At 66.0% G+C, this 12,907-nt stretch carries 12 protein-coding genes; 7 read left to right on the top strand and 5 right to left on the bottom strand.

What is annotated here, in order from left to right; genetic code table 11:
* The first annotated feature begins 122 nt into the window (after positions 1-122).
* Positions 123-1,745 (top strand): FUSC family protein, encoded by a 1,623-nt coding sequence (locus tag EF294_RS18005; protein ID WP_123932341.1) that lies wholly within the window; start codon positions 123-125, stop codon positions 1,743-1,745.
* 226 nt (positions 1,746-1,971) lie between these two features.
* Positions 1,972-3,822 carry a 2-isopropylmalate synthase gene (leuA, locus tag EF294_RS18000; RefSeq protein ID WP_123932340.1) on the top strand — a complete coding sequence of 617 codons (1,851 nt, stop codon included), beginning with the start codon at positions 1,972-1,974 and terminating at the stop codon, positions 3,820-3,822.
* A 180-nt stretch (positions 3,823-4,002) separates the two neighbouring features.
* Here leuA and EF294_RS17995 read toward each other — a convergent pair whose 3' ends face one another.
* Genes EF294_RS17995 through EF294_RS17985 form a run of 3 tightly spaced genes read right to left on the bottom strand, consistent with a single transcriptional unit; the run spans position 4,003 to position 6,165 of the window.
* Positions 4,003-5,412: a DUF2252 domain-containing protein gene (locus EF294_RS17995; protein ID WP_123932339.1), complete on the bottom strand. Its 1,410-nt coding sequence runs from the start codon at positions 5,410-5,412 to the stop codon at positions 4,003-4,005.
* The gene (locus tag EF294_RS17990) at positions 5,409-5,711 is read right to left on the bottom strand and encodes an SHOCT domain-containing protein (RefSeq protein WP_123932338.1); all 303 of its coding nucleotides are present in this window, start codon (positions 5,709-5,711) and stop codon (positions 5,409-5,411) included. The genes EF294_RS17995 and EF294_RS17990 overlap by 4 nt, the downstream gene beginning before the upstream one ends.
* Positions 5,712-5,733: 22 nt before the next feature.
* Complete coding sequence (locus EF294_RS17985) at positions 5,734-6,165, bottom strand: DUF6325 family protein (protein ID WP_425459451.1); 432 nt, start codon at positions 6,163-6,165, stop codon at positions 5,734-5,736.
* 185 nt (positions 6,166-6,350) lie between these two features.
* On the opposite strand from EF294_RS17985, the gene EF294_RS17980 reads away from it, so the two are divergent.
* Positions 6,351-6,731: a PLDc N-terminal domain-containing protein gene (locus EF294_RS17980; protein WP_123932336.1), complete on the top strand. Its 381-nt coding sequence runs from the start codon at positions 6,351-6,353 to the stop codon at positions 6,729-6,731.
* 137 nt (positions 6,732-6,868) lie between these two features.
* Positions 6,869-7,027 carry a hypothetical protein gene (locus EF294_RS21565; protein ID WP_185091145.1) on the top strand — a complete coding sequence of 53 codons (159 nt, stop codon included), beginning with the start codon at positions 6,869-6,871 and terminating at the stop codon, positions 7,025-7,027.
* Here EF294_RS21565 and EF294_RS17975 read toward each other — a convergent pair.
* Together EF294_RS17975 and EF294_RS17970 are read right to left on the bottom strand one after the other, a co-directional pair.
* Complete coding sequence (locus EF294_RS17975) at positions 6,988-8,394, bottom strand: amidohydrolase family protein (protein WP_123932335.1); 1,407 nt, start codon at positions 8,392-8,394, stop codon at positions 6,988-6,990. The genes EF294_RS21565 and EF294_RS17975 overlap by 40 nt on opposite strands.
* A gap of 70 nt (positions 8,395-8,464) precedes the next feature.
* Positions 8,465-9,628, bottom strand: a complete 1,164-nt coding sequence (locus tag EF294_RS17970; RefSeq protein ID WP_123932334.1) for an ATP-grasp domain-containing protein — start codon at positions 9,626-9,628, stop codon at positions 8,465-8,467.
* Positions 9,629-9,886: 258 nt separating this feature from the next.
* On the opposite strand from EF294_RS17970, the gene EF294_RS17965 reads away from it, so the two are divergent.
* The 3 genes from EF294_RS17965 to EF294_RS17955 all read left to right on the top strand — a co-directional run bounded on the left by EF294_RS17965 (position 9,887) and on the right by EF294_RS17955 (position 12,451).
* The gene (locus EF294_RS17965) at positions 9,887-11,005 is read left to right on the top strand and encodes an EamA/RhaT family transporter (protein WP_123932333.1); all 1,119 of its coding nucleotides are present in this window, start codon (positions 9,887-9,889) and stop codon (positions 11,003-11,005) included.
* A 63-nt stretch (positions 11,006-11,068) separates the two neighbouring features.
* Entirely contained in the window at positions 11,069-11,941 is an 873-nt protein-coding gene (locus EF294_RS17960) for an SCO6745 family protein (RefSeq protein WP_123932332.1), read from the top strand.
* Between the two features lie 54 nt (positions 11,942-11,995).
* A complete protein-coding gene (locus EF294_RS17955) occupies positions 11,996-12,451 on the top strand; it encodes a nuclear transport factor 2 family protein (protein ID WP_123932331.1) in 456 nt (151 codons plus the stop codon).
* Positions 12,452-12,907: the final 456 nt, after the last annotated feature.

Raw genomic sequence — 12,907 nt, 5'->3', positions numbered from 1 at the left:
GCCCCACCCCGATGGTCGAGGCTGGTCGAGGTGCCGAGGAGCGCCAGCGACGAGACCTTCTGGTCCTCGTGCTGCTGATCGCCGGTGACCGCAACGGTCGTGCGCTCTAGAGTGAATCGGCGATGCCCCACGCCGACCCCCGCCCCGTGCCACCCCCGCGTCCGTCGATCAGACGCGCGTTCTTCGCCGTCCCCGACATCCGCGGCCGATGGGCTGCGGCCCTGCGCGCCGGTCTGGCATTCGCGATACCTGCCGCGGCGCTGTACCTGATGGGCTTCGAGCGGGATGCACTTCTCGCAGCTCTCGGCGGGTTCGCGGCCTTGTATGGCGAGAAGCGACCCTACCGGGTGCGGTGGCGAGCGGTGCTCACCGCGGCAGTCCTGCTGGTGGCGGCGTCCGCGGGATACGGCGCGCTCGGTGCGTGGGCCGGACCCGACGCATCAACATCCGAGGATCTGGTGCTCGTCGCACTACTGGTCTGCGGTGCCGCTCTGGCCACCTTCGGGGTCAACACTCTGCGCCTTGGACCACCCGGTCCGTTCTTCTTCGTACTCACCGCGGCGGTCGCCTCGGTGGTGACCCGTCACGGGGTCGATCTCGGTCCGCTCGTCGTCGCGACCACCGCCGGTGTCGTCGGTTCCCTGATCGTGGCGATGGCGCCCGGCCTGTGGCGTCCCCACGGCCCGGAGACGGCGGCAACCCTCGCCGCGATGGCGGCGGTGGAGGATTACCTGGAGGGCAATCGTGGCGCCGATCGCGCCCGACGGCACGGCGTTGCCCTGTCGACTCTGCATGCGTGGACCGTGCTGCACGACGCAGCGGCAACGAATACCGCTTTGGCACAACAGCTCTGGCAGTCAATGCATCGACTGCACGGCGCTGGCGACCCACTGGCGATCTCCCCGCCGCTGGGCCGTCCGACGGTCGCTCACCGCCTGCGCATGGCCACGGCACCATTCAGCCACGCCCAGATCACCACCGGCCGAGTGATCGTCTCGGCGTTCTGCGCAGGAGCGACCTCGGTCGTCGTCGGCCTCACACGGCCGGACTGGGCGATCCTCGGCGCGGTGCTCGTCCTGCAGTTGGGACCCGATCGGATTCGCGGGGTCATCCGTGGCGCTCACCGGCTGGCCGGCACCGTCGTCGGACTTGCGGTCTTCGCAGCCCTCCATCTGCTCGATCTCGGCGTGCCCGCGCTCATCGTCGTCATCGCCGTGCTCAACGTGTTGATAGAGCTGACGATCGTCGGCAACTACGCGGTGGCGGTCACCTTCATCACGCCGCTGGCGATGCTCATGGGCACTCCATCGGCAGACATCACCGTCCCGGTCCGCGATCGTTTCCTGGAGACCCTAGTGGGCGTGGTTCTGGCGATCGCCTCGATGTGGCTGGTCGGCGCCCACCTGCATCGGCGCAGCGCGACCCGCGCCGATGACGCCGTACTCGCCGATGTCGACCACGTGTTGGAGACGGCCACAGTCCTGCCGGTCGGAGCGGCGGAAACGCTGGTCACCCGCCGGGACCTGCAGTGGACCCTGCTCGAGTCGGAGATGGCCGCGACCGATGCGGCCGGCGACGAACCACCATGGGCCCGCGAGCACTGGGCACACCACGTGGCGGTGTGTCAGGTCGGATACGAGACACTGTCATGGTGCTGGCGTGCAGATCAGAGCCGATCGCTCGACCCGACGCTCGTCGGAATGCTGACCGAGCGCCGGTTGCTCCTCGGTCGCCCGGCACGGTGACCACCGGATCGACGACCACCGGATCGACGACCACCGGATCGACGACCACCGAGAGGCCAACCACCCCATGGTTGATCCGTCGCAACCATCAGGGGTACTGTCGAGCTCATGCAGCGCGCGCTCCTTCTCGGTTGCCGCGGCGGGGTCTGACTCGACCGGCCCTCCGTCGCGGGCCTTCTTATGCGCCGGTCATCTTCCTTCTTTGACTTACGGAGATTGACCAATGATGGCACCAGCAGACACCTTCACCTCGGGCGCGAGTCGCATCGTCGAGCCCACCGGACCCATTCCCGCCGGCCAACCGATCTGGAACAGGCAGCGCAGCTCGGCGATGCCCGTACACCGTTACCGTCGGTTCGCTGACGAGGTCGAGGCCGTATCGGTTTCCGACCGCACCTGGCCCGACAAGGTCATCGACCGAGCACCCCTGTGGTGTGCGGTAGATCTGCGCGACGGCAACCAGGCCCTGATCGACCCGATGAGTCCCGCTCGCAAACGTCGCATGTTCGACCTGCTGGTCCGGATGGGCTACAAGGAGATCGAGGTCGGATTCCCCTCAGCGAGCCAGACCGACTTCGACTTCGTCCGCGAGATCATCGAGGATGGTGCCATCCCCGACGACGTCACCATTCAGGTCCTCACCCAGTGCCGTGACGAACTGATCGAGCGCACCTTTGACGCGTGCCGCGGCGCGGCGAATGTGATCGTCCACTTCTACAACTCCACCTCTGTGCTGCAACGGCGCGTGGTGTTCCGCGCCGACAAGGACAAGATCACCGAGATCGCCACCCACGCCGCGCACCGGGTCCTCGAGGAGGAGAAGAAGTACCCCGACACCAACTGGCGCTACGAGTACTCCCCCGAGTCCTACACCGGTACCGAACTGAGCTACGCCAAAGAGGTGTGCGACGCGGTCACCGAGATCATCGCCCCCACCCCGGACAAGCCAATGATCATCAACCTGCCGGCGACCGTGGAGATGACCACCCCCAACGTGTATGCGGACTCGATCGAGTGGATGAGCCGCAACCTGGCTCGTCGCGACTCGATCATCCTGAGCCTGCACCCACACAACGACCGCGGAACTGCGGTCGCCGCAGCGGAATTGGGCTATCAGGCGGGCGCCGACCGTATCGAGGGCTGTTTGTTCGGCAACGGTGAGCGCACCGGCAACGTCTGCCTGGTCACCCTGGGCATGAATATGTTCAGCCGGGGCGTCGATCCCCAGATCAGCTTCGCCGACATCGACGAGGTCCGTCGCACTGTCGAATACTGCAACCAGCTCAATGTGCCCGAGCGCCATCCGTACGGTGGCGACCTGGTCTATACCGCGTTCTCCGGTAGCCACCAGGACGCGATCAACAAGGGCCTCGACCAGATGAAGGTCGACGCCGATGCCGACGGCTCCAATGTCGACGACATCACTTGGGCCGTACCGTATCTGCCGATCGACCCCAAGGATGTCGGACGCAGCTACGAGGCCGTCATCCGCGTGAACAGCCAGTCCGGCAAGGGCGGCGTGGCCTACATCATGAAGACCGATCACGGCATGAGCCTGCCGCGGCGCCTGCAGATCGAGTTCAGCCGGGAGATCCAGAAACTCACCGACGGTGAGGGCGGCGAGGTGTCGCCGAAGGAGATCTGGGACGTCTTCGCCGACGAATACCTGCACCCGGTACGTCCGCTCGAGCGGATGCGCCAGCGTGTGGACGCCTCCGAGGTTGACGGCGGCGACGACACCATCACCGCAGTCGTGAAGGTCGACGGCGTGGAGAAGGAGGTCAACGGGACCGGTAACGGTCCGCTCGCCGCCTTCGTCGACGCTCTGGCGACAGTCGGATTCGACGTCCGAGTCCTCGACTACAGCGAGCACGCGATGACCGCCGGCGGCGACGCCAACGCCGCGTCATACGTGGAGGCACAGGTCAACGGCGAGACCGTGTGGGGAGTGGGCATCGCCTCGTCCATCACCACCGCCTCGTTGCGCGCCGTGGTCTCGGCGGTAAACCGGGCACATCGGGTCTCTACTCCTGCCGACGCCACCACCGACGCCGCACCGCGGACCTGGGCTCCGTAGCGCCGGCGCACACCCGAGCCGGACTATCGCAGCCGGGGCATCACAGTCAGCCCGATGCGTGGGTGAACCCTGCCGCATCGTGTGAACGCACGGGCCGGACACACCTCGAGTGACCCTCGAATCGTGTCCGGCCCGTGCGGTGTCTCAGCGAAGACACTTCACGAGAGCCTGTGCGTGAGTTCAGTACTCGGCAATAGCCGTGACCGTCCCCCGCTCGATGGCGGCGACGAACTCGGCATGATCGGCCGCATTCACCTTGCAATACCGAGAAGCGAAACGGCGAATCGCCTTGTCGAACATGTCGGTCTCGCCGAGATAGGCCGAGATGGCCACCGCATCTCCCGAGCGCCCGTGTCCGAAGGCGAGCACCCGCGCGCACATCCGCCCGTAGACCGTGAGCGCGGGCGTGTCGAACAGTTCGATCGCGAAGGAGCCCTTGGCATCCCGGAGCTGGCGTAGATAGAAATCGCGATGCTTGCCGTCGACACCCGCACCGCCGTTCCAGCCGAGGAACACATCGCTCACCGCCTGGATGAGTCGCTGTCCGAGGACGACCCGCTCTCCCTCGTTCTCGTACTCGGGGCCCTCGAGGTAGGCGGCGAGCACCGAGCGCTGGGCCTCTTTGGCCTGCAGGATCAAGGGATCACCGGAGTCCTTGCCCTCGAGGAGGAGAACCCACGCCTGGGTCCCGACACTGCCCACCCCGACGACCTTGCGGGCCATCGCGACGATGTGGAATCGGTCGAGCAACACCTGATGGTGCGGTGCCATGGTGGATCGGAAGTCTCCGTAGCGGACCCGCAGTTCGTCGTAGAATCCCGCGGCGCTGTCCCCGAGGAGACTCTCGATCGGCACGATCAGCGGGGGCTGGTCGACGAAGCGGAGCTGACCGTCCTCGACGACGGTGAGCTTCCCCAGTGCCTGCAGACTGTCACGGCCCCAAGCCTTTCGGATGGTGCGGCGCACGGTCTTGGCGGTGGTGCGGTCCAGGAGCGCACCGACCTGTTCGAGTCCCTCGGTCGGCATGGCGTGGCTGTACCAGGCCGTCAGCGTTCCCATGCCGGCGAGCGCCGCCATCGTCTCCCGGTATTCCTGCGCGCAGGCACGCGCTATCTCCTTGCCCGCCTTGGGAGTCGCGCCGTTGGCGACGGCCGCCACGACCAGACTCGCCGCCAATCGTTTGACGTCCCACTCGAACGGGCCGGGGTAGGTTTCGTCGAAGTCGTTGACGTCGAAGGTCAGCTGACGTTCCGGGGTGGCGTACAGACCGAAGTTGCTCAGGTGCGCGTCGCCACACAACTGCACCTGCAGACCGGAATTCGGGGTGCGTGACAGATCGTCGGCCATCACCAGGGCGGCCCCGCGATAGAACGTGAACGGGGTGCGCGCCATCCGGCCGTGCCGGATCGGCACCAGTTCGGGGACGCGGTCGGCGGCTTGTCCGAGCAGCAGCCCGACCGGGTCACGGTCGGCACCGTCGCCGACCTCGCCCAGACCGTCGAGCGGTACCCGCGCAGCCGCCTGTCTCCCAGACTCCGCGCGGTCGGCGACGCTCGGGTGTGGTCGCGCTCCGGCCGACGGTGTGGTCACGACGAGAGGATTCGCCGCTTCTCGGCGGCGAACTCCTCGTCGGTCAGCACACCCGATGCACGCAGGTCGGCCAGTTGCTGCAACTCTGCGATGCGGTCGGCGCTCGACGCCGCCGGTGCCTCGTAGTGCGGTGCGGGAGCGGCATACTGCGGCGCCGCCGCCTGCTGACCGTACTGCTGTGGGTTGTACTGCTGTTGGGTCCACCGTTGTCCCTGACGGCGTGAGACCTGATTGGAGACCGCCGTGGCGGTACCGGCGACGACCGCAGTGCGGGTCATCCCGCGCAGGAGTCCGGGCATGGGTGAAGTCCTCTCGAGAAGGTTATCGATCCAGAGCGGCGAGGAAGTCGGCGACCGGGATGCGACCCGAGGCGACCACCTGGACCGCGGTGCGGTTCAGTGCGCCGACGAACGGTGCAGCCCAGCGATTATCGTAGACGATGGTCGCTGCGGCATGACCGGGTTCGAGAATGCCTGCGGCTTCGGCGAGATCGTCGTCACCGATCAGCCCGGAGGCTGCCTCGGCGAACAGCGAGACGTCGATATCGCCGTCGAGTCCGAGCTCGGTGATGTCGATCGCCACCACTTTCTCGGCGTCTCGCCGCACGAACGCAAGATCGAGGACGGCGATGACGTCCCGCTCGACGAGGTCTCTCAGATGCGCGAGGGCAGAGCCGTCGAAGCGGGCGTCGGAGGGGAATTCGACGACGAGATAGTCGATCGGACCGAGTGGCACATCATCGGCGGACATCACCCCAGGCTCGCACCGGGACGTGCCGGAATCATCACCCCATCGGGATGAAGACCGAGAAACCGGTGACCCGACCACTCGTTTTCATCCGCGGCGGGTGATCCGGATGCATCGGCTTCGGCGCAAGGTGGAGCCGACACGTCTGAACGCACCGACCCCGCGCGGGTCCGACACCCGAGGAGATCGACATGTGGAGTTCGTTCTGGGAGTTCACCTGGTTGATGGTGGTGATCTTCGCCTTCGTCGCCTATCTGCTGGTGTTGTTCTACATCCTCAGCGACCTGTTTCGCGATCATCAACTCTCCGGATGGGCCAAGGCGGCCTGGATCCTCTTCCTGATCGTCGTGCCGTATCTGACGTCGCTGGTCTACCTCATCGCCCGCGGACGCGGCATGAGCCGGCGAACGATCGCCGCGCAGCAACAGATGCAGGATCAGACCAACGACTACATCAGGTCCGTTGCCGGGAAATCGGCGGCCGAGCAGATCGCCGACGCGAAGTCCCTCCTCGACGCCGGGACCATCACCGAGGCGGAGCTCGGGGCGCTGAAGGCCAAAGCACTGGCTTGACCGGCGCCGACGCGCTCGGATCGGCGCTCGCCCGCGACCGATCCGAGCCGGGTCACATCAGCGACGGACGGGTGAGGATGGACACCATATGCGCTGGTGAGTGGACGTGAGGGCGCTGCCACGGACAATGGGACCACATGACCACCATGGAATTCCTCGCACTCTCCGCAGTGTTCGTACTCGTGGCCTGCGCCGCGGGAATCGGTGCACTCATCGGCATCATCGCCCAGTCCGGGCCGGGCACCCACGTCCGGACTCACACCTCGTCCGAGCTCACCCGCCGGCCGCGGACGTAGACCTCGGCGATCGCGGGCTCGCGCAACGCCATCAGCAACGCGAACAGCTCCTGTTCGCGGGCGAGATCGGCGTCGTCGGCGCGAATCCCGTTCGCCAAGACGGACTCGAGCGGCGGCCATCGCCACGGCTCGATGACCAGGAAGTCGGCTTCCTTGCCGACGTCGAGGTTGCCGAACCGATCCTCGGCGTCGAGAGCTCGTGCGCCGGCCAGCGTTCCGGTGAACAACAACTGTGCCGGATGAATCGACACACCCGCGTCTCCCGGCTCGGAGATGTGCACCTTGAACGCATCGGAGAGCACGCGGGAGATCAGCCACTCATCGCCTGCACCGCAATCACTTCCGGCCGCCACCGTCACCCCGGAACCCACGGTTCTGCGCCACGGCATCGTGCCCGATCCGAGAAACAGCTGCGAGGTCGGGCAGTGCGCGATGGACGTCCCGGTCTGCGCCATCCGGTCAAGTTCGGCGTCGGTGCAGTGCACGGCGTGCGCCAGGATCGTACGACGTCCCAGCAGACCCTCTCCGCCGTACGCCGAGCCCGGCAGGAACTTCCCATCGTAGGTGTCGAGGTAGGTGTCGACCTCGAAAAGCTGTTTCACCGAATCAATCTCACCGGTGCCTGGCCGATTGTTCTCGTTGAGGTGGGTGTGGACATACACCCCGGTATCGGCCACTTCCGCATACAGCTCGCCCAGTGCCCGCAACGTCTGTGTGGTCACCGACAGCGTGAACCGCGGCACGATCGCGGTGTGCAACAACGACGTCGCCGGGTCGGCGGTATCGGCACCATGCCAGCGTTCGATCTCCGCACGGGTCAGCGCGATGGCGTCGGCCTCGGAGGTGAGCAGCGGCTCGGCTGAATCCGGTCCAACCGTTTGGATTCCACGTCCACTGACCAGTCGCAGCCCCACCCGGGCGGTCTCGGTGAACAATGCGTCCTGGGCGTGGCCGAACGCTGACCCGAACACCAGGGCCGCGGTCGTGCCGGTAGAGACCCGTCGCGCGGTGAAGTCACGGGCGATGCGCCGCGCGAACTGCGGGTCGGCGAGTCGCGCTTCGGCGGGAAAGATGCAGGTGCTCAACCACTCCAGTAATTGCCCACCCCCGTAGGCATCGAGCGAATAGGTCTGCGGGAAGTGGATGTGGGCGTCGACGAATCCCGGGATCAGATAGGCCTCACCATGGTCGACGGTGACGCCGCCGGTGTCCTCGGGCAGGCCGGCGCGCGGACCGCTGTAGACAATGACGCCGGTCGCGTCGTCGATCACCAGTGCGCCGTCGGCGATGTCAACCACCGCCGCGGGGGCCTCCTGCAGCGTCGGGGCACCGGTGATGTGGATCAGATGGCCGAGGTGGATGGTCACCGGAACACGAAAACACAGCGCCGCCGATTCGGCGCGGCGAACAGCGCCGGGTGTCGGATACCGCCGGACCTCAGATGACTTGCCCGTCCCACTCGTGGTCGTGCATGAAGCCCTCCGCGAGGCCGACGCGGTACTTCAGGCAGCTGCGCACGATTCCGAGGTAGGCGACGGGAAGCGCGTAACCCGGCAGCCGGTCACCGCGCATACCGATGACGTCCTCAAATCCGCGCAGGTCCCGGAAGTACTGCCGCATGGTTCGTCCCTGCCGCGCGTCCTGGCGCCACCCGAAGATCGTCATGCCGACCTTGATCATGGTGTGCACATCGTCGTCGGGGACGATCAGCTCGTCATTCTCACCGAAGAACGCCTCATCGACGCGATTGTGCGGCCGGAACATCATGATCCCGCTGGTGGCGCGCGGATTGCATTCGATGCAGTAGAGTCCCTTGTCCGGGTGGTCGATGAAGTCGAAGCCGACCTGCCCGGTGAAATCGGTGCCGGCCAGGAACTTCTCGACCCAGTCGAAAATCGGCTGGTGGTGCGCCGAGACGAAGGACAGGCACGAGCTGCCACCGATCGCGTATTCAACCGGATAGGTCGCGTGCGCGAAGATCTTGCCCTCCCGCACCACCGAGTACGTGCAGTATCGATCGCCGGTCAACCACTCCTGCGCGAGCCACGGGTTGCTCGGATCGTGATCGAGCCACTCCATCCGGTCGCCCGGGTACACCTTGTGCACCTTCTGCGAGCCGCGTGAGTAGCACTTCTTGACCGCGAAGGGACCGGTGAAGTCGAGCTTGTCGACGTCCTCCGGACCGTCGAGCCGCGCGAACTTCAGGGTGTCGACGCCGTGCGCGTCGAGCATCTCCTGAAACTCGTACTTGTTGTGCAACCGGTTCTCGAGCTCGAAATCGGACAGGAAAAGCTCACACTCGGGTGGGAACAATCCCCGCATCATCGACAGGATGTCGGTCTCTTCGTGAATCGGGATCACCATGTCGACGTGTTCATCGACGACGATCCTGGCCAGTTCACGGCAGTATTCTTGCGGCGCGAACTTGGGCGGCGGGACAAGATGGAACGAGTCGACGGCCTTCGAGACCCTGGTCAACACCACCGGGATCGAGTCGACGGTGGTGACCCGATGCCCGGCCGCCGCGAGCAGGCGCGCCAGGTTCAGGCTGAGAAAGGACCGGCCGAAGGTGATCAGGATGTGCTTACCGGAGAAGGCCACGGGGGCGAGTGTAGGCGTGCTCGTCCCAGTCTCTGCGACGGCTGCCGGGCCGCGATGGTTTGTCGGACCCCTGCCGCAGAGTCACCTCGCACCGCCTCGCCCCGATCTGGGGCGGGACGACAAGTCGGACAAGGGGTAAATACATCGATCGCATCGAGTAGGAGGGCCGATGACACGGAATAGCGGACCCGCGGTCATCGTTGGGATTGTCTGGATTGTTAGGTTGGCTATGTTCGGTCGAACGGAAGGGGTGCGGCGATGCTGTTTGTGATCGGCGTCATCTCGGCATCGCTGGCCGCCATTGCCTACGGCATGTCAACGGTGCTCCGCGCGCTCGGAGCGCGCCGGGTCGCGCAGACCGAACGCGAGGACGGCGTCGTCGGCACCAACGCCGCGGGCGGCCCGACACTGCAGTCGACGATGTCGACGCTCGTCGACCCCTCCTTCATCCTCGGCACCGTTATGGTGATCGTCGGATTCGCCGGCGGTGCGGTCGCCGCGCGGTTCCTCCCGCTGTTCCTGTCGCAGACCATCGTCTCGGCGAATCTCGTCGTGACGGCGTTACTCGGCACGATCATGCTCAACATTGCGTTGCACACGCGCGACTGGATTGCCATCTGGCTGGTCGTGTTCTCGCTGTGCCTACTCGGTTTCTCCTCGTCACACACCACCGGAAAGGGCCAGGCAGACACCATCCACTGGGGCCTGTTCACAGCGACGATCCTGTTGTCGGCTTTGGCTCTGCTCGGGGTATACCGGCTCGGACGCCACGGCGCGATCGTCGGTGGCGCGATGGCCGGTCTGCTGTTCGGTGTGATCGCGATCGCCGTGCGCATCCTCGATGGGGTACACCCGTTCGACCTCAAAGTGCTGCTGCTCGACCCGGCCGCGTGGACCATCGCCGTTGCCGGTGCCTGCGGGTTCTTCGTGCAGACCGTTGCCCTGCAGCTTGGGGCGGTCAACGGTGTGACCGCGGTACTCGTGGTCGGCGAGACCGCGGGCCCGAGCCTCGTCGGAGTGTTGTTCCTCGGCGACACCGCCAAGTCCGGGCTGGGATGGCTGGCCGTGGTCGGCTTCATCGGAGCCGTGGTCGGTGCCGTTCTCGTCGCGTGGTACGGGACCGGAGATCCCGACCACTTCGGCGAGGCACCACCGATGAAGGGTGGATGGCGGCGCGGCCGTGAGGATTTCGATGAGGCGGAATACGGCGCAGAAGAGTTCGACGACGAGGCGCGTCTGGAGAGGTCCCCGAACGAGAACGGCTTCCGCGACGCCGCCTTCACTCTCGTCGAAGAAGACCTCGAGACCGACGTCGGCATACCGCGCGGCGACGGACATCGCCCGGCGACCGGCAATAGGCGCGATCGAGCGCAGTGACGTCACGGCAACATCCCGGCCTCGTCTTGACACCCGGACCAGTCAGCGGCAAACGTGTGGGTCATGTCGTCTGACCAGATCTCGCATGCGCGCCGCGCGTACGAGACGCTCGAGCCCTTCCACATCCTCGCCTATTTCAACCCCGGTCTCGGTGCCGCACACCAGGCCACGGGCCTGAATCCGCACGCGTTTTATGTCGGTGCTCGCGGGGCGCCACTGGGTGAGTGCGCGCCGACGGTGGTCACCTCGGCCTTCTTCAACTTCGCTCCGGCGTCGATCGCGAAGAGCTGGCCCAAGGCGGTGGCTTGTGGCCTCGAGCGGGTGTCGCAGGCGCGGTGGACGATGCTCGACGAGCAGTTGCGGACCATCCTCGGCGAACGCGCCGACGATCCGGAGATCGCCCGTCTGGCCGATGTCTTCGCCGACGCCGGACGTACGCTGCCCTACACCGGTCGCCCGTTGGCCGCCGCGTGGGCGGAGTCACCGGCTCCCACCGCTGCACACCTGCGACTCTGGCACGCGGTCGCGATACTGCGAGAATGGCGCGGCGACAACCACATTGCCGCACTGGTTGTGAACGGGCTCAACGGCATCGACGCCGCGGTCTTCCATGAGGCCACACTTCCCGATCCGACGGTGCGCCGTCGGTCGATGGGCCGCGAGATGACGCTACTCACCCGCGGGTGGTCGGATCAGGACTGGGAGGCCTCGGTGGATCGGCTCGTCGACCGCGGTCTGGCCGAACGCGCTGGTGACGGGCACCGACTGAGCGCCGCAGGTGCCGCTCTCTACGACGACGTCGAAGCCACCACCGATGCTCTCGGTGAGCAACTCTGGGCCCACACCGAACTCGACGATGCGCTGAAGGCGATCCGGCCATACGTCAAGGCGGTCATCGACGCCGGCGTGCTGCCGGGAACGACCCGCAAGAGCTGATCAACTCGGCGATTCCGGGGTCATCGGCCATGCGGGTGCGGTAGTCCTCGAAGGGTGAACGACGCCGCCGCCATCACAGCGCTCAAGTACCGGTACCTCCGCGCCCTCGACACCAAGGACTGGGACACCTTCGCCGACACCTTGACCGACGATGTCACCGGCGAGTACGGCGACTCCCTGAGCTTCACCACTCGCGATGAACTCGTCGGCTTCATGCGGACGTCGGTGGGGCCCGGGGTGATCACCGAGCACCACGTCTCGCATCCGGAGATCGAGGTATCCGGCGATGTTGCGCACGGTCGCTGGTACCTGTCGGATCGGGTGATCGTGCCCGACTTCGAGTTCATGCTCATCGGCGCCGCGTTTTACGACGACACCTATCGCCGCACGGGTCGCGGCTGGCGAATCTGCGCGACCGGCTACGACCGCACCTACGAGGCCCATGTACCGCTGGCCGCGATTCCCGGCTTCACCCTGAAGGTGGGGCCGGCGATCCGGGCCGGCAAGTGACCTCAGTGTCCCCCTGAGGCTATGGCGAGCAGCTCTCACCGCTGCCGATTCTCGACCACTGTGGCCCGGATACCCATCGTCACAACGGGTCTCGTGGCGCGTCGCTAGCGCTCCTGGGCACCTCGACCATCAGAACGGCGACGGCCGCTTCCCGACCGATGAGCGGCCCTTGCCTCTCGACCCGGCGAGATGACAAGTATCGCAACCACATTGATCCCCAGTCGACGCGCGCGAAAGTTCTAGTCCACGGATTTCTCCGGCCTGGCGATCGCCGCACTGGTTTTGTCGGTACCTATTCGTACACTTGTTCTCACCGGGTGCGATCGTGGGAGGGGAAGGTTTCGGGTGTCGAGTGTGGTGACGTTCACCGATGCCAATTCCGGTGCCGATGCTGCCGCGATCGCAGCCATGCCACGCGATGAGGCTCATCGAGACCGGCCGTGAGTTGTTGCGTCA

It is taken from the genome of Gordonia oryzae, assembly GCF_003797185.1.
GTDB classification, from domain to species: domain Bacteria; phylum Actinomycetota; class Actinomycetes; order Mycobacteriales; family Mycobacteriaceae; genus Gordonia; species Gordonia oryzae.
This window is presented reverse-complemented; position numbering and strand designations above follow the sequence as displayed.